This window comes from candidate division WOR-3 bacterium (assembly GCA_039801245.1).
Lineage (GTDB): Bacteria > Hydrothermota > Tepidihabitantia > Tepidihabitantales > Tepidihabitantaceae > JAOABP01.
In genome coordinates this window covers 40,745-59,008 of sequence record JBDRUF010000005.1, presented here as the reverse complement: position 1 = coordinate 59,008, position 18,264 = coordinate 40,745, and the positions used below count along the sequence as shown (strand labels likewise).

Genomic DNA, 18,264 nt, shown 5'->3' with positions numbered 1-18,264 from the left:
TTACCTCAGCCAAGATTGCTGATGGCACGATTGTGGCGGCAGATTTGAACCAGATGGGTGCAGGTTCAGGTCAGGTCTTGAAGTGGACCGGCTCTGCCTGGGCACCAAGAAATGACAGCGTTGGTCAAAGTGACAACGCCTGGGTGCGCGGAACGCCTGACTCAGTACTTTTTACCATCAGACGCCTTGGCATCGCCCGTGGCGGTGCAGGCAATATGCTTTACGGCGATTATAGGTATACTCATACCAACCTTGGGGTTGCCTGCACCACTGGCACATCAGGGCAGAATTATTTCTACTGCACGGTTGCCGGTGGGTTTGGCAACAGGGCGAGCGGCGGTGTTGCCACGGTTGGTGGCGGTTCCTCCAACACGGCGAGCGGCTATTTTGCCACGGTTGCCGGGGGGTACCAGAATACGGCGAGTGACTCTTTTGCCACGGTTGCCGGCGGCTGGCAGAACACGGTGAACTACGATTTTGCCGCTGTTGCGGGTGGGAGAAATAACATAGCGAACGACAAGGCTACCACGGTTGCTGGCGGCGAAGCCAACAGGGCGAACGCCTATGGTGCCGCGGTTGGCGGCGGCGCATTCAACACAGCGAGCGGCTATTATGCCACGGTTGCCGGCGGCTATGCTGATACCTCTGCTGGCACTTACAGTTTCACCACAAACTGGCATTCGGTAGTTCCTTCCGAGTATTCCAACTCCGCCGCATTTAACGGTCAGACCGCAACCGCTTCAACCCAGTTACGCTGTGGTGTGCTTTCCAAGGCATCGGGCTCATTCACGATTGACCATCCGCTTGACCCCTATCGCAAGATTCTCAACCACTACTTCATTGAAGGACCGGAGATGAGAAATATCTATGAAGGCAGTGTTATCCTTGATGCCTCGGGCAGAGCCGAGGTAAAACTGCCTGACTACTTCTCCGCGCTTAACCGCAACCCGCACATCCAGTTGACCGGAGTTGGCACATACGAAATCTATGTAGTTGAGGATGTAAAAGACAACCGGTTTGTCATTGGTGGCAAGCCTGGGACAAAGGTCTACTGGCTTGTTACTGGCGAGCGGCAGGATGTCTCAGCCGAGGCAACAAGGAGGATGATGCCGGTTGAACAACCAAAGACCGGTGAACTTGCAGGTAGGATGCTTGATGATGACTTCCTTGCTGGCTGTATGCTCCAACTGGAGCGCGAGGGCAAGGCGTCTGGTCTTGACTTCCGCACTCCTGCTGGCAGAGCCCGCTACGAAAGAATGAAGAACCCGCCCAGAATGGAAATAGAAAAATAAAGAAAGGTAGTGGGTAACTTAAATCAAGAACTGGTGATTTTAGCGATGTAATTTCTGAACTCTTGCTGAAGACGCCGGGTTATTGGTCCAGGTTTCCCAAGACCGATAGTTTTTTCGTTGACCATTACAACCGGCACAATCTCCCAGGTGGTACTGGTGACAAAGATTTCATCCAGTTCTAAAATTTCCTTCTCCGCAATTGGGGTTTCGCTAACTGGCAGATTAAGCCTCTGGCAGAGTTCAAGCACAACCGTGCGGGTAACACCAGGCAAAATGTGGTTGTTGAGCGGATGGGTAAAAACAGCGCCTTTTTTCACAAAGAAGAGGTTGGTATGGGTTCCTTCGGTTAAAATGCCATTGCGGACAAACAGCGCCTCAGCCGCGCCCGCCTCTTTTGCTGCCTGACGGGCAAGAACACTGGGTAGAAGTCCGATTGATTTGATGTCGCAGCGTTGCCAGCGGATATCAGGAACAGTAATTACCCTGATGCCCTGTGCGCGTTCAGTTTCTGGCTGGACAATCGGCATTACCGAGATGTAGAGAGTCGGGATAACATCGTTAGGCGGGAAGAGGAGATTCCGCTCCCAGACACCTCGGGTCGCCTGAATGTAGAAAAACACATCCCTCCCCTGGAGTTGATTACGTTCAAGCAACTCAAGGCAGATTTCCCCGATCTCATCAACATCAGGCAGTTCAATTCTGACCGCGAGGAGGCTGTTTTTAAACCTTGTCAGGTGGTCTTTGACCCTAAAAAGTTTGCCAGAATAGGTGCGCATAACCTCATAGACCCCATCGGCAAAATAGAAACCTCTATCATCAGGCGAGATGCGCGCATGTTTCTTGGGAAGGATTGCACCCAAAGGGTTTTCCGCAGAACGGAGATAGCAGAAGTCGTTTTCGTTCATTTTTAATAATCTATTTGGAGAGAAGGATAAGTCAACGATTGAAATTGAGTTTCTCTCCAATAGGCTTATCATAAGTTTTTATGAGGATAAGAATCATCGGTGCGGAATCGCTTGGCGTCAGGAGTATGTGCTGTGTTGTTGAAACTGCTAATCGGCGGGTAGTAATTGACCCGGGGGTGGCACTGGCGCCATTGCGCTTCGGACTCCCACCCCATCCAGTGGAACTGAAAAGGGCAGCGGAGATCCGCGATGAAATCTTAACGGAAATTGGTGCTGCGACCGATATTGTCATCAGCCATTTTCACGGCGACCATGCACCCTTGGCAGAACCCGACCCTTCGCAGGTCCCGTTATTAGATTTTATTAATCACTTGGGTGGTGCTAAAATCTGGGTCAAGAGCAGGCAGGGAAACACGAGATTGATGGATAAAAGGTTCGGGGATTTTGTGCGGTTGCTCGGTGAGCGGGTTTTTGATGCTGATGGCAAGAATGATGGCGAACTTGCTTTTTCTCTACCCGTCCTCCACGGAAAAATGGGGAGAGGAACGGTAATGATGACTACGGTAGTTGATAGCGAGATGTGTTTTGTTCATGCCTCAGACATTCAACTCCTTGATGACGAAGCCGTTTTTAGAATACTCTCTTGGAGACCTGATATTGTCTTTGTTGACGGACCGCCGATTTATCTCGGCTTGCAACCTATTGAGCACCAGCGGGCAATTGAAAACGGGCTCAAACTGGCAAGAGGGGTTGAAAGGCTGATTGTTGACCACCACCTCTTGCGCTCCGCAACCGGTCTTGAGTGGCTCAGGCAGATAGGTGATGAAAGTGGCAATCGGGCAATCTCCGCTGCGGAGTGGGATGATAAAAAACCTTTACTTCTTGAGGCGCACCGCCGGGCTTTATTTCGAGCGGTTAATCACGGTAAAAGTGAAACTTGACATTTGCTGATTCGGCAATATAATAAATTGCACGGGCATACAAATGGTTAGGTATATTTTTTGTCATTTTAGATTGAATCGAGGTTGCATTCCGAGAGGAGTTTTTATTTTCTAAATAGAAGGAGGTTACGATGGCTAAATTTTTCTCCCCAAGAAAGGGACCGCTTCCTTTAACTTTTTTCCTTCTTTTTTTGCTGAGCGGTCTGGCTTTCGGACAGATTGAAGTGTGGAGTTCGCGTTATAACGGTGATGCCGATACCTGGGATGAGGCCGTAGCAATGGTCGTGGTCCCTGATGGTAATGTAGTGCTCACCGGTAATAGTGGAGGGACAGATGGCACCTTTGATATCGTCACCGCCAAGTTTTCCAGTTCCAACGGTGAGATTATCTGGGCAAGGCGGTGGCGGGCTTTCAACGGATCCTGGGAGAATGGACGGGCACTCGCCTGCGATAATATGGGGAATATCTTTGTTGTCGGCTTGACCGTAAGATTAGGGGTTGATACCGACTATGTGACAATCAAATACCGCGCGGATGGCACCGAGTTATGGGTAAGGCGGTATAATAACGGCAGAAGGGATGTGCCCGTTGCGGTTGTGCCGGATGAAGTGGGTGGCTGTTTTGTTACCGGTTATTCCTACCATTATTCCGTCAGCGACAGTAACAGCGACTATCTTACTATTCACTACTCCCCCAGTGGCGCGGTGGAATGGATAGCCCGGTATAACGGTCCAGGAAATGGCCAGGATGTGGCGACCGGGCTTGTATGGAACCAGCGGGGAGCGCTCTATGTTACAGGTTATTCTTGGACCGATTCACTCAGGATGCTTGACTATTTAACGATAAAATACAACGCCGATGGCGAAACTATTTGGACAAGACGTTACGATGGCACCAGCACGGCTATGGAAACGAAAGATGATTATGCCCTTGCCATCACACTTGATGATGCTGGCGATGTTTATGTCACCGGTAGGGCGGGAGAGGAGGCCACCTGGTACGATGCCACAACAATTAAATACACATCAAGAGGGCAAACCGTCTGGGTCAACCGCTTTGACTGGGGTGAAAATGCTACAGATTGTGCCGGAGAGATTGCCGTTGACAAAGATGGCTTTGTTTATTGTGCCGGTTTTACCGAGACAAACCTTGGTTCCCTTGATATGCTTGTGTTCAAACTGAGTCCGAACGGTGTCCGCCAGTGGCAGGACATTTACTTCTCCGTTGTTGGTGAGGACGATTTCGTGAATGCGCTTTGTGTTGACCGTTATAACAATATGTATATTACCGGAAGTTCTACCGGTTCTGACGCATACTATCACTGGGTAACAATTAAATACAACAAAAACGGCGCTCGGGTCTGGGTTGCTCTTCACGGTGCCTTGAATGAGGAGGATGATGAACCCAATGCGATTGCGGTTAACACCTTAGGTGATGTCTTTGTTGCCGGCTATGATGTCCTTGAAGGAAATGAGGATTATGCGCTGGTGAAGTATTCTGCACCTGATGTTGGTGTTGCGGCAATAATTCAGCCACGGGATACACTCCGGCTGGACGCCGAGGTGATCCCCCGGGTGAAGATAAAGAACTACAGTGCGCTCAACCTTACATTTCCAGTGCGTCTGGAGATTGGCAATTTTTATTTTGACATGGAGCAGATTCCGTATCTTTCCCCGTATGATTCCACTATCATCTCCTTTGCACCCTGGGTTGTTCGGGACTTAGGTGAACATAATGTCAAATGCAACACGATGCTCGTTGATGACAAAGAACCTGGTAACGATACCCTCTTGACCAGGATAAAAACGGTTTCTCCCTGGGAGCAACTTGAGGAAATGCCGGCCGGACCGAATGAAAAGGATGTCAATGATGGTGGTGCCCTAACATTTGCTCAGGAGAGTCTGATTTTTGCCTTCAAGGGTAACAACAGGAGCGAGTTCTACTGTTACAACATCAACCGCCAAACCTGGATTGAAAAGGAAAGCATCCCGGCTCCAGAGAGAAAAAGGGTCAAGGGTGGTGCCTGTCTTGCCGCCGATGGTAGCGGTAATATTTATGCGCTCAAGGGTAACAACACCCTGGAGTTCTGGCGCTACTCAATCGCCGATAATCAATGGACCCAACTGAAAGACTTTCCCGAAGGTGCTAAGAAGGTGAAAGGTGGCGCTGGCATGATTTATGCGCGGGGATTCAACCAACTCTTTGTTCTGAGAGGTGCCAACACAACCGATTTCTATACCTACTTTATTGATGGCGACTCCTGGGGGGCAAAGAAAAGCGTGCCCACCGGTGAGCGCAGTCGCCGGGTAAAGGATGGCAGTGCGATTGCATTTGACGGTGACTCCATTGTTTATCTTTTAAAAGGCAACACCTATGAGTTCTGGGCCTACAACTTGAGAGGAGATTCTTGGATAAGGATGCCCGATATTCCGGATTCAAGAATTAACCCGAAGAGACGGAAATTTAAAAAAGGTGCCTGTATTGCTTATGACCCGGAGTATGGAAGGGTCTATGCGAGCAAGGGTGGCAAACAGACCGAGTTCTGGTATTTTGATGTCTTCGGCTCTAACTGGGTTGAGACGACAGATACACTCCCAAAATCACCTTCCAATCGTGGACCTTATGCCGGTGCAGCAATGGTCTATGCGCGCGGCAAAATTTATATGCTCAAAGGGAACAAAACCCGCGAGTTCTGGTGCTATCATGCCAACTTTCCGCTCAACCCTCCCTCTTATGGACAGCAGGCAAGAAGAGAAAATCTCAACACACAACTGAGGCTCGCAATCGCACCAAACCCACTCAGAAATCAGGGGATTTTGCATTACACCCTGTTGCAACCAGGAAAGGTAAGGTTAGCGGTTTATGACATCTCCGGACGGGTACAAAGGGTTATAGCAAGTGGTCATCAGTCACCAGGTGCCTATTCATTACGGCTTGATACAAAAACCTTGAGTGCGGGCGTTTATCTTGCCCGGCTTGAGGTTGAGGGGGTAAGCGTTACTGAAAAGATTTTAGTAGTGAAATAGAAAGGAGGACAAAATGAAAAGTTTGTTATTATCCTTTCTCGTCATCTTTGCCCTGGCTTTCGGGCAGAACTGGGTTGGTCCTTATCAACTCACCGATAATTCTGCAGATGACATCAACCCTTCGGTTTGTCAGGAGTGGGTTGTTGGTGATATGACCTGGCTGGTCTGGCAGACTAACCGCAATGGTAACTGGGATATTTACAGCAAATCCTGCTCTTTCTATAATGGCAACGGGTGGGGCAACGAGATTCCGGTATGTGTTGACAGCGGTGATGATGTCAATCCGGTTGTTGTGAGTATGAACGATGCGGTTGACCATCCCTCATTCTGGTGTTTTTGGGAAAGGATGACATCACCGGTCAGTGGCAGCATCTTGGGTTCTTACATTACCTTTCGGGATGTGTGGTCTGAGCCTGTTGAAATCGGCAGAACCCTGCATTCTCCAGGTGAATCGTCTTTTCCCAGCGCAATCGCTATCAGGGGTCAGAATGGCGATACCATCTGGGTCGCCTGGGTGAATCATGACACCGGCGGTTATTCAATAGAGTATGCCTTTAACCCCAATCCTTACAACCCTCGAGACTCCTGGTATGGACCGTTTATTGCGGTTGCGACTTCTTCGCCGATTCACCATGCGCGCATAGGCAGGGGCAGACTGCCTTTTGGCGGACAGGCTTGCCCGGTATTAACCTGGGAACAGGAAAACAACATCTTTTACTCTTGGTATATGGATGGCAGCTGGACAAGACCCCAGGAGGTGGCGCCATCACCCGCGCTTGACCAGAATCCAGAGATAATCAGTTATCATCCGCTCTATCAGATTGGTCCCTGGATTACCTGGGAGTCAATGAGGGATGGTGATACCGCAATCTATGGCACGGCAATGGATACATTCAGCATCGGTAGAAGATGGTGCCAAAGTGGAGGTGCCGGTGTCAATTTGAGCCCTTGTGGCACTCCGGCATTTTACACAACCGAGAATTTTATTGAACCGCGAATGGTGGTCTGGACAACAGACAGAAATGGTAATTTTGATATCTACAGCAGCGGTTTACTTCCCAGTGAAGACAACTGGGTTGACACCAATCCGGCAATGGATATCAATCCAGCACTGACAACAATCGGCGTAACCCAGAACTGGTGTGTCTGGCAGTCAAACCGCAATGGCAACTGGGACATCTTCGGCAGTTATATTTACGCAACCGGGATGACAGAAAACGGACGGCAGAAAATAGAAAACTTCGGTCTTCGGCCTCCGGTCTTCGGTCATTTTGAAGGTCCTGGTGTACTTCTGAATGCATCCGGGCAGAAGGTGGCAATTTTGCAACCGGGCTTAAACAAACTCAACCTGTGTTGCGGAATTTACTTCCTGGTACCTGACAAAAGGCATAAATGTGTTAAAATATTAATGCTTAAATAGCGAATATGCCAAACGGGTAACACAAAATTTCCACTTTAAATTTTAAGGAAAATCAGCCGGCGCATTGCAGGTTAATGGATGATGACAATCGGTGTCACCTCGGTCTTCGGTTTCCGGTCATCGGTCATCTTCAGGAAATAGACACCCGCAGGCAGAAATCTCAGGTTGTTCTCACCCTTGCAGATTCTGGCAAGAGCCCTGCCGGTCTTGTCAAGGAGAAGCGCGGAGCGTTCACTGAGATAAAAGGAGTTGCGGATGATGGTGCTGATGGGTTGCTGGAAGCGGTTTGAGTTTTGATAATTTTCCGCAACCGGCACAGAAAACCTCGGTTTCAAAAGCCCGTCGCCAATCAGACACATTCCGTAAAACCAGGAACGCTCCTGAGCGGTAAACCCGCCTTGCGCCCGTTGGACAAACCAGGAAGAAAAAGCCTGGGCAAGGGAGTAGTTGTTACTCAGCGGGTAATAAAAGTCCTGGAACTCAAGCATTGAGCCGGTCTTGGTTGAGCCAATCGCACCAAGCCCACTGGTGGATTGAAAGACATATCTGCCACCGCAATAACCCCGCTCAATAAAACGGGCATTGGAGCAGGCAAACAGGTTGTAAAAGCAGGCTTCAGGGTCTATTCTCGGAATTGACTCGGCATAAAACCAGTCCCAGTTCTGACCGTGATTGTATTTCATCGCATGACCACCAGGCCAGGAATGGGCGCACAGTTGAATCCACTGATAGGCAGCGGTGTCAATCCGCGGCTTGTAGTCACGAATCCGGGTCTGTTCCGAATCGGCAATAAACATCCGCTCGGGATAGAGATAGCCAACATAGCCGCTCCATTGCCCCGCCCAGGGTGTCCAGTCGTCATCAATGTAAACGAGCGCCCGCTCGGTAACAACGAGCCCGCCGGTCCGGTACCGATGACACCGCTCAAGGTAGAGTCTGATAAGCGAGTCCTGTTTGCCAATGGTGGCAGCATAGATGCGGGCGATGCCAATTTCCGGTGCGACATTGCCCGAGTGAGTGTCATAGATGGAGTCCATTCCCGGCACCAGCGAATCAAAGGTGTCATAACGCACCCAGGTGTCCTGCCAGACACCGTCAAGGTCCATAAAATAAAGGTCGCAGGGAAACTCCTCATAACCATCATCCGGGTCCCTTCTGCCGTTGTTGTTCCAGTCGTCAATCATCTGAAACCAGGCAACCGGCAGATTGCCAATCAGGATGGCAGCGGTAAGTGCAGAGTCCTGATACTCCCTTTGCAGAAATGCCCGCAGCGATTCGCAACTGGTCCCGGTGATGGCAAACGCAGCAACATCATACCCCTCATCCTCAAGGTCAAGGTAAAGGGTGTCAAGGTAATCGGCAAGCGCACTGGCAAGCGAATCCTGAACAAGGATATCAACCCTGTCATTAAATGTGTGCCTACAGGACTTCAGTTGCTCCACATTCCATCCCTGAATCTGCGGATTTGCAGATACCCAGGTGCGAAACGGTGTCGGCTTTGATGAGTCCGGACTCATCCAGCGCAGGACTTGGACATCAGGCATAAAGGCGAAAAGGTAAACAAAAAGCGGGATAAAGTTCATAGAGAACTATAGCACCTTTCTGCCCCTGGTCAATTAAGTCAGCATTAACAATCGGGCAAAATTTTTGAGCATCCCCTACTATTTATTTTATTAAGAGCCAAAATTTGAAAAAGATTAACAGAGAATCCTGAACTTTTCGCAAGATAAGGATATAACATTAGGATTAACATAAAGTTAGAAAATTGATGCCAATTGATTCACCCCCAAAAGGGTAGGTCCCCTCTACCATCACCCCTGCCATCCCCATCTGCGGCTTGAAAAGGGGATGGTGTTTGCTGATGTTTTTAAGATTGACAGGAGGGGCTTTTATTGCAACAATATTGTGATGGATAAGGAAAAGGCAAAGAAAGAGATTGAAAGACTGCGCCGGGAGATTGAGGAGCACAATTACCGCTATTATGTCCTTGCCCAGCCAATCATCTCTGACTATGAGTTTGACCTGTTGCTGAAAAGGCTTGAGGAGCTGGAAAAACAGTTTCCCGAGTTCATCACGCCCGACTCTCCGACCCAGCGGGTTGGGGGCGAGCCTTTAAAGGAGTTTAAGACCGTTACCCACGAGATTCCGATGCTTTCCCTTGACAACACCTATAACTACGATGAACTGCGGGAGTTTGACGAGCGGGTGAAGAAGGTTGTGCCCAAGCCGGTCTATCTGGTCCAGCAGAAGATTGACGGTGTGGCGGTGGCGCTGAGGTATGAAAACTTCCGGCTGGTTTTAGGGGCAACCAGGGGCGACGGTCTGCACGGTGACGATATCACCCAGAACCTGAAGACGATTAACAGTGTGCCCTTGCGCCTGCGCAAGGAGGTTAAGGGGTTTGAACGGTTTGAGGTCAGGGGCGAGGTGTATCTGCCCAGGCAGGAGTTTGTCCGCCTGAATGAGGAGCGGGAGGAGGAGGGCGAGCCGGTCTTTGCCAACCCCCGGAATGCCGCTGCCGGCACATTGAAACTTCTTGACCCGCGTGAGGTCAAGAAAAGAAAACTGGACTGCTTCATCCATACCGTGCCCAAGCCACCAAAGGGCTATGAAAGGGATTCAGACACGATTGCGGTTTTAAAGGAACTTGGTTTCAAGGTAACACCACCCTCGCTCCTGTTTGATGGGATTGAGGGGGTGATTGATTTCTGCGAAAAGTGGCAGAAGGAACGGACGGGTCTGCCCTATGATGTTGATGGGATGGTTATCAAACTTGACCGCTACCGCGACCGGGAGGAGCTGGGGACAACCGAAAAGAGCCCGCGCTGGGCGGTTGCCTATAAATATCCACCTGAGGAGAAGGAGACGAGGGTAAAAAGAATCTTTGTGAATGTTGGTAGACTGGGAACGGTGACGCCGGTGGCAGAACTTGAGCCGGTATTTTTGTCCGGGACAACCGTCACCCACTCAACCTTGCACAATATGGATGAGGTTGAACGGCTGGATGTGCGGGAAGGTGATACGGTCGTGGTGCACAAGGCGGGTGAGATTATTCCGCAGGTTCTGCGGGTGGTAAAGGAGAAGCGCCCACCCGGAACAAAGAAATTCAAGATGCCGGAGAGATGCCCGGTCTGCGGAACAAAACTTTTCAAAGAGGCGGATGAGGTTGCCTGGCGGTGCGTAAACGCATCCTGTCCCGCGCAACTGGTGGCAAGGCTATTACATTTCGGCTCCAGGCAGGCGCTGGATATTGAGGGGTTGGGCGAGAAACTGGTTGAGCAGCTGGTCAAAAAGGGGCTGGTAAAGAACTTTGCCGACCTTTATGAACTGAAACTTGAGCAGCTGATTGAACTGGAACGGATGGGCAAAAAGTCGGCAGAAAACCTTTTGCAGGCGCTCTCAGAGTCAAAGAAAAGACCCTTTGCCCGGGTCCTGTTTGGCTTGGGAATCAGGCATATTGGGATTCATGCGGCAAGGCTCCTTGCCCAGCACTTTGGCTCAATTGAAAGACTGATGTCAGCAAAGGAGGATGAGATTGCCCAGGTGCCAGGAATTGGACCGGCAGTGGCAGAGTCACTCAAAAACTTCTTTTCTGACAAGGAGAATAGAGAACTGATCAACCGGCTCAAGAGGGCAGGGCTGCAGTTTGAGGAAAAGGGGGCAACCGGACCAAAGCCCCTTGCCGGCAAAAGGTTTGTCTTGACCGGGACATTAGAGCATTACACCCGGGAGGCGGCAACCGAAAAGATTCTTGCCCTCGGTGGAACGGTCTCATCCTCGGTGTCAAAGAACACCGATTATGTGGTTGTGGGGAAGGAGCCGGGCTCAAAACTGGACAAGGCAAGGGCTCTCGGTGTAAAGACCATTGACGAGGATGAGTTCCGCCGGCTGATAGGAGAGAAGTGAATAGTGGACTCGAGACCCCAATTCAGTATCTGAAAGGTATCGGTCCGAAAAGGGCAGAGCAGTTTGCCCGCATTGGGGTTCAGACGGTCCGGGATTTGCTTTTTTTAGTACCCCGGCGCTATCTTGACCGCTCCCAGGTCCTGCCGATTGCCCGCTTAAGGGTTGGTGATGAGGCAACGGTGATCGGCAGAATCATTGCTACCGCTCACAGGAGGACCAAGACCAAAAAGGAACTTGTCAGTTGCCTGATAAAGGACGACTCGGATGTGATTGAGGTCCTCTGGTTCAATCGTCCAGATTTAAAGACAAGGTTTAAACCCGGTCAGGAGATTTTAATCTCGGGAAAGGTTACCCGGTTCCGGCACAAGCAGTTTGTCAACCCAAGTTTTGAACTCCTCGAGGGCAAAGACGGATTTTCCTTTGCCAATGCCATCATCCCGGTGTATCCCTTGACCGAGGGTCTTTCAATCTGGGTAATCAGAAAGGCGGTGCAAACCGGGCTTGAGCGGTTTGGCAATCTCTTGAACGAGACCCTGTCAAGGGAAATCCTTTCTCACTACCGATTTCCGGACATTAAAAGTGCAATCGCGGCGGTCCACTTTCCCAGGAGCCTGGTTCTTGCCGAGAAGGCAAGGGAGCGGCTGATTTATGAGGAACTATTTTTCTTTCAATTGCTTTTAGCCCTGCGCCGGCGCTCCTCGGAACAGGTCAAGAAGTCCAGGCCTTTGATTGAAAAAGGAAACCTGACCCAACCTTTTTTGAAAGGGCTTGGTTTTAAACTCACCCGGGCGCAGGAAAGGGTGATTGCGGAGATAAGGCAGGATATGGCGCAGATGCGGTGTATGAACCGGCTCCTCCAGGGTGATGTCGGCTCGGGCAAGACCGTTGTTGCGCTCTATGCGATGCTCATTGCCTGTGAAAACGGTTTTCAGGCGGCGCTGATGGCGCCGACCGAGATTCTTGCTGAACAGCACTTTTATAACTGGCAGGAGCGGCTTAAGGGACTGGGCTTGAAAGCGGCGCTTTTGACCGGTTCAACCAGTGTCAAGGAGCGGGGGCAAATCCTTGCCGGTCTGGAAAGTGGTGAGGTCCAGATGGTATTTGGCACCCACGCCCTGATTGAGGAAGGGGTGAGGTTTTCCCGGCTTGGTCTGGTTGTTGTTGATGAGCAGCACCGGTTCGGGGTGATGCAGAGGGCAGCCCTTTTGAACAAGGGGATAAATCCAGACTTTCTGGTGATGACCGCAACCCCGATTCCTCGCACCCTGACCCTGACCGTTTACGGCGATTTGGATTTGTCCGTCCTTGATGAAAAACCGCCGGGCAGGATGCCGGTAATAACCAGGCTCTTTACCGAAAAACAGCGGCAAAGGGTTTACGAAGGGATAAGAAGGCGGCTCGCTATGGCTGAGCAGGTTTTTGTTGTCTGCCCTTTGATTGAGGAGAGCGAGAAACTGGAACTGGCGTCAGCGGTTGAGAGTTACGAGAAGACCAAGGCGGCTTTCCCTGGATACAAAATTGGCCTAATTCATGGTCGGCTGCGACCGGAGGAGAGGCGCAAGATGATGGAGCGTTTCCGCCTGGGTGAACTTGATATCCTCGTAGCAACACCGGTGATTGAGGTGGGGGTTGACATTCCCAATGCGACGGTAATGGTGATTGAGCATCCAGAGCGGTTTGGACTTGCCCAGTTGCACCAGTTGCGGGGGAGGATTGGTAGGGGTGAGCGCCCCTCCTGGTGTATTTTAATGGCACAGGACGAGGAAATGGCAGAGTCAAGCGAACGCCTGCGTTATTTTGTCTCAACAAACGATGGGTTCAAACTGGCAGAGAAGGACCTGGAGATGCGCGGTCCGGGTGAGATTTTGGGGACAAGGCAGCACGGACTTCCAGACTTGCGGATAGCAGACATCTTTCGCGACCGGGAGATCCTTTTGCGGGCAAGAAGGGATGCCTTTCGCCTGATCGAACTTGATCCGGAACTGAAACAGCCGCAAAATGAGAATATCAGGAAAACCCTTTTTGAGCGCTATCAGGGCAGGGTAGAACTGTTGCGGGTTGGATAGGAGGAATGGATGAAAAATAGGTCAAAAGTCAAAATGATTTGGGCTCTTTGCACCTTGCATTTTGCACTTTGCATTTTGCATTGCACCAATGTCCCTAAATCTGTTGGCAAACTGCGCGAAGTAACTGTTATTTCCGATTACTGGAACCAAGTTGGGCAAACGGTTGAAGGGATTCTCTGCCGCCCAATTAAGACCCCCCAGCCTGAACCGGAGTTTCTCTTACGGGTGGGAGGGTTTGACCGGTTCAAAGACTACTCCCGGTTAAGGGTTGTTTTTCTGATTGGCACAAGGAATGATGCCATCATCAAAGAGATTCTTGGCTTTAGGCTGGACTCACTCGTTCCTAACGGGTTTGGACTTTTCAAACTTCCCAATGCCTGGAGCGCAAATCAGTGGGTCCTGGTGTTTGCTGCTGATGACACGGCAAAACTTCTTCAGGGGCTTGAGGTCTACAGCCAGAGAATCCACCACACAATAACCGAGATTGTCCTTGAACAGATGAATAAGGCAACCTATTCCCACCCCCGGGATGAGAAACTGACAGAAGGGTTAACAAGATTCGGTTGGACAATTGATGTGCCACAAAAATGGCTTTTGCAGGACCGCTATAGCGACAGCAGCTTTGTCTATATATTCAGCCATTTTCCTGACCGGAGTGTCTTTGTCTGGTGGAGCGACACAGTTGCAACCCTTAATTTAGATACGGTTCTTGATATCCGCGATAACCTGACCAAAATGTTTTATGAAGGCGATTCGGTTGACCGCAACACGGTTGTTGCCGAAAGGATTGAGTTCTTAGGGGTTCCCTGTTTGCGGGCGCGCGGGGTATGGCAGAATCCCAAAAGGGTTATTGGCGGACCTTTTGTTCTTTACGCCTTTAACTATCAGGGCAGGTTTTTCCTGATTGATGGTGTTGTCTTCAACCCTGGGGAGAAGAAACTGAGCAACCTTTTTCAGGTGGAGGCAATTATCCGCACCTTTTTGCCAAGATAGATTTACAGGGCAAACTGGTAAACACGATAGGTGCGATAGGGCTTACCGCCCCACATCAGGATCGGACGGATGATGGCAAGGTTGTCCTCAAGAATCCAGGAGACCTCGCCTTCGGTATAACCGAGTTTTTTAGCACCCATAAATGATTCGTAATAGAGCAAGGAGTCAAAACCGAGGTTGTGGAATTTGCGTTTGACACCAAGCGCCCAGAGACGGGCACGGGTGATACGGCTCTTAAGATATAGAAATTTAAGCCAGCCGAACGGAAACAACCTTCCCCCGAGCCGCTTTAACACCTGATTGTAGTCAGGCAGGGCGATGCATATCCCTGCCGGTTCGTTTTGGTAAAAGACCAATGGGCAGATTTCTGGCTGGACAATCGGCTTTAACTGCCGGGCAAGGTCATCAATCTCCTCATCAGTCATCGGTGCAAAGTCCCAGTTGTTTGACCAGGCATCGTTATAAACCTCTTTGATGTATTTGAGGTCAGTCTTCAGGTCTTTGAGATTGACCGGTCTCACCGAAAGCCCAGGCTTGTTTTTCAGCGCCTGCAGAACCCGCTGCAACTTTTCCGGAATCGGCTGGTCAAGCGGCACTGAATAGGCATAGAGGTCCTTCACCTTGACCAATCCGCAGCGCTCAATCAGTTCCGGATAATAAGAGGGGTTGTAAGCCATCTTGATATAGGGCATACCGTCAAACGGCCCAATTAAAAGCCCGGCTTCATCATTCAAACTCGGATTTGCAGGTCCATAGACCTGTTTCATACCGCAAGAACGGAGAAACTCGGCACAAGCGGTAAAAAGGCGCTGGCAGGTCTCAAGGCTGTTTTCAGTTTCAAAGAAGCCGAAAAAGCCGATGGCAGTTTGGTGATACTCATTGTAGTTCTTATCAATTGTGGCGCAGATTCTGCCCACAACCCTGCCTCCCCGCTCAGCGAGAAATAGCGCCCGTTCAGCATGGTTCCAGAAAGGGTTTTTGCCCGGGGTGAGGGTGTTTTTGACATCTCTCTTTAATGGTGGCACCCAGTAAGGGTCGTTTTTGTAAAGGTAAAAGGGCAGACTGACAAACCGCTCAAGGTCAAAAGGGGTTGAGACCAGGCGAACTTTGACCTCGCTCAAGTAATCAGCCCTTCCCTCTTGCCCACCCTTTCAAAGATTTCAAGTGCCTGGGTGATGTCATCATCGGTATGGGTTGCCATCAAACTGGTGCGGATAAGCGAACCTTTGGGCGGCACTGCTGGTGGTAAAACTGGATTGGCAAATATCCCTTCGTCAAAAAGGGCACGCCAGAAATGAAGGGTCTTCATATCATCGCCAATGTGAATAGGAATAATCGGTGTAGCGGTGGTACCGATATTATAACCCATTGAACCCAGACCCTGAATCATCCGCCTGGCATTCCGCCAGAGCCTTTCCCGGCGCTCAGGCTCGGACTTAATTATCCTGAGCGCGGCGAGGACGGTTGCCACTGCGGTAGGCGGAATTGCCGCAGAAAAGATTAAAGGGCGTGCCTGGTGCCGGATAAAGGTAATGACTTTGTGCTCGCCCACCACATACCCGCCAATTGTGGCAAACGATTTAGAGAATGTTCCCATAATCAGGTCAACATCATCCTCCACACCAAAATGTTCAGCGGTGCCCCGTCCGTGTTTGCCAAGAACACCGACCGCATGGGCATCATCAACCATCAGCCGGCAGTGGTATTTTTTTACCAACGGAACGATTTTATCAAGCGGTGCGATGTCCCCTTCCATTGAAAAGACACCATCAACTATCACCAGTTTTCCGGAATCCTTGGGTAGGGTTTTAAGTACCGCTTCCAAAGAGTTGGGGTCATTATGACTAAAGCGCTTGACCTGACCATAGGACATCTGACAGCCATCCATAATTGAGGCGTGGTCAAGTTTATCAGTGATGGCAAAGTCGCCCCGGCGGACAAGCGCGGAAACCACGCCGAGGTTCGTCTGATAGCCAGTGGAAAAGACAATGCAATCCTCCTTTTTGTAGAAGTCGGCAAGCTGGGTTTCCAGTTCAATATGGAGGTCAAGGGTGCCATTCAGAAACCTTGAGCCGGTGCAGCCGGTCCCATATTTCTTGATGGCATCAATCGCCGCCTGTTTTACCCGTGGGTCGGTTGTCAGGCCGAGGTAGTTGTTGGAGCCGAGCATGATCAGCTCCTTGCCCTTGATGGTAACGCGGCGGTCTGGTTCCGAGTTTAGCGGGATGAAATAGGGGTAATATCCAGCCTTTTTTGCCCGGTCAACAATCGGATAGTATTCAACACATTTGGCAAATAAATCCATTGGCTTCATTCTAAATGAGATGCCTTCTCTGTCAAGGATTTGTCATAGGAGGGCAAGGTTAAAATCCACTGCCTTTATTCAGTACTTCAACGACCAATCACCGTGACATTACCACTCCTCCAGTTAGCCACATACACATAATTGCCATCAGGCAAAGCCGCGATACCCCAAGGTTCCTCGCCTACCGGAATATTTGCCACCACCACATTGTCGCTTGTCCGTATCACCGAGACGGTGTTATCATGAAAATTGGTCACATAAACATAATTCCCCCCAGGAAGAACCGCGATACCAGTAGGAGAAGTGCCCACTGGAATATTTGCCACCACCACATTATCGCTTGTCCGTATCACCGAAACGGTGTTCTCATAAAAATTGGTTAAATAGATATAACTGCCATCAGGTAGAACCGCTATTCCCTGAGGGGCATTTCCTACCGGGATGGTTAAAACCACCTCATTATCAGCGGTGCGTATCACCGAAACATTGTTAGCACCCCAATTGGTGACATAGACATAACTGCCATCAGGCAAAACCGCAACACCACGAGGGTTTCTCCCCACAGGAACGGTTGCCACCACCTCATTGTCAGCGGTGCGTATAACAGAGACATTCCTGGAATCCCAATTGGCGGCATAGACATAACTGCCATCAGGCAAAACCGCTATTGCAGTCGGTGTGGCGTTCACCCTTATCGCCGTTATTACCCTGTTGTCGGCGGTCCTTATCACCGAGACATTATTACTTTGTGAATTTGCTACATACACAAAACTGCCGTCAGGCAATGACACGATACCCTCAGGCTCATCACCTACCGGGACTGCGTTCACCACGGTATTGTCAGCAGTGCGTATTATCGAGACCGAGTTACTACCAGAATTTGTTACATAAACAAATTCCCCATTGGGCAGGGGTGTTAGACACCGGGGCCAGGTCCCAACAGGAACCGTTGCCACTACCCGATAAGGATAGTCCCTGGGAGGGGCGTCAAGGACAATCTGATGGGCGTCTGACCAGTCAGAGGTGTCGCCGTGAATATCCTTTGCCTGCGCCCTCACATAATAGGTGTCCGGGGAAAGCCAAGAATGCCCCATCGCCACCACCTCACCACTCTCAACATATGAAGACCATTCCGAAACGGTCCCATCACCCCAAAAAAACCGTATCGCAACGCTGTCACCATCAGGGTCATAAGCCTGGGTTGAAAAGGTGTAGACACTGTCAGTATAGCCCGCTCCTGGACCATCTGGGGTTGCCGGTTTGTTCGGAGGGGAGTTGAGTCTTAAGTGGATTGCAATCCGATGCGCAGACGACCAGTCAGAGGTGTCGCCGTGAATATCCTTTGCCTGCGCCCTCACATAATAGGTGTCCGGGGAAAGCCAAGAATGACCCATCGCCACCACCTCACCA

12 protein-coding genes are annotated in these 18,264 nt (G+C 50.4%); 7 read left to right on the top strand and 5 right to left on the bottom strand.

The window, feature by feature from the left end; all coding sequences use genetic code 11:
- The coding region (locus tag ABIK47_01600) for a hypothetical protein (protein MEO0019323.1) at positions 1-1,292 on the top strand (1,292 nt) is incomplete at its 5' end.
- Positions 1,293-1,315: 23 nt separating this feature from the next.
- Here the strand turns inward: ABIK47_01600 and dat are convergent.
- Positions 1,316-2,197 carry a D-amino-acid transaminase gene (gene dat / locus ABIK47_01595; protein ID MEO0019322.1) on the bottom strand — a complete coding sequence of 294 codons (882 nt, stop codon included), beginning with the start codon at positions 2,195-2,197 and terminating at the stop codon, positions 1,316-1,318.
- A gap of 80 nt (positions 2,198-2,277) precedes the next feature.
- Between dat and ABIK47_01590 the strand changes: the two genes are divergently transcribed.
- From ABIK47_01590 to ABIK47_01580, 3 genes are all read left to right on the top strand, one after another.
- Positions 2,278-3,138, top strand: a complete 861-nt coding sequence (locus tag ABIK47_01590; GenBank protein ID MEO0019321.1) for a hypothetical protein — start codon at positions 2,278-2,280, stop codon at positions 3,136-3,138.
- 131 nt (positions 3,139-3,269) lie between these two features.
- Entirely contained in the window at positions 3,270-6,164 is a 2,895-nt protein-coding gene (locus tag ABIK47_01585; protein ID MEO0019320.1) for a T9SS type A sorting domain-containing protein, read from the top strand.
- A 13-nt stretch (positions 6,165-6,177) separates the two neighbouring features.
- A complete protein-coding gene (locus ABIK47_01580) occupies positions 6,178-7,584 on the top strand; it encodes a hypothetical protein (protein ID MEO0019319.1) in 1,407 nt (468 codons plus the stop codon).
- A 71-nt stretch (positions 7,585-7,655) separates the two neighbouring features.
- Here ABIK47_01580 and ABIK47_01575 read toward each other — a convergent pair whose 3' ends face one another.
- Positions 7,656-9,167, bottom strand: coding sequence for a C25 family cysteine peptidase (locus ABIK47_01575; protein MEO0019318.1), 1,512 nt, complete (start codon positions 9,165-9,167; stop codon positions 7,656-7,658).
- A 325-nt stretch (positions 9,168-9,492) separates the two neighbouring features.
- Here ABIK47_01575 and ligA point away from each other — a divergent pair, with 325 nt between their 5' ends.
- From ligA to ABIK47_01560, 3 genes are read left to right on the top strand one after another with little or no spacing between them, the layout of a single operon-like run.
- A complete protein-coding gene (gene ligA / locus ABIK47_01570) occupies positions 9,493-11,490 on the top strand; it encodes an NAD-dependent DNA ligase LigA (protein ID MEO0019317.1) in 1,998 nt (665 codons plus the stop codon).
- The gene (gene recG, locus ABIK47_01565) at positions 11,487-13,556 is read left to right on the top strand and encodes an ATP-dependent DNA helicase RecG (protein MEO0019316.1); all 2,070 of its coding nucleotides are present in this window, start codon (positions 11,487-11,489) and stop codon (positions 13,554-13,556) included. Before ligA ends, recG begins: the two co-directional genes overlap by 4 nt.
- 9 nt (positions 13,557-13,565) lie before the next feature.
- Positions 13,566-14,549 carry a DUF4837 family protein gene (locus tag ABIK47_01560; GenBank protein MEO0019315.1) on the top strand — a complete coding sequence of 328 codons (984 nt, stop codon included), beginning with the start codon at positions 13,566-13,568 and terminating at the stop codon, positions 14,547-14,549.
- Between the two features lie 2 nt (positions 14,550-14,551).
- Here the strand turns inward: ABIK47_01560 and ABIK47_01555 are convergent, their stop codons facing one another.
- The 3 genes from ABIK47_01555 to ABIK47_01545 all read right to left on the bottom strand — a co-directional run.
- Positions 14,552-15,670 carry an N-acetyltransferase gene (locus ABIK47_01555; GenBank protein MEO0019314.1) on the bottom strand — a complete coding sequence of 373 codons (1,119 nt, stop codon included), beginning with the start codon at positions 15,668-15,670 and terminating at the stop codon, positions 14,552-14,554.
- On the bottom strand, positions 15,667-16,854 hold the full coding sequence (locus ABIK47_01550) for a pyridoxal phosphate-dependent aminotransferase family protein (GenBank protein MEO0019313.1): 1,188 nt from the start codon (positions 16,852-16,854) through the stop codon (positions 15,667-15,669). Before ABIK47_01550 ends, ABIK47_01555 begins: the two co-directional genes overlap by 4 nt.
- Positions 16,855-16,940: 86 nt before the next feature.
- Positions 16,941-18,264 (bottom strand): YncE family protein (locus ABIK47_01545; protein ID MEO0019312.1); only part of this gene is annotated, 1,324 nt, incomplete at its 5' end.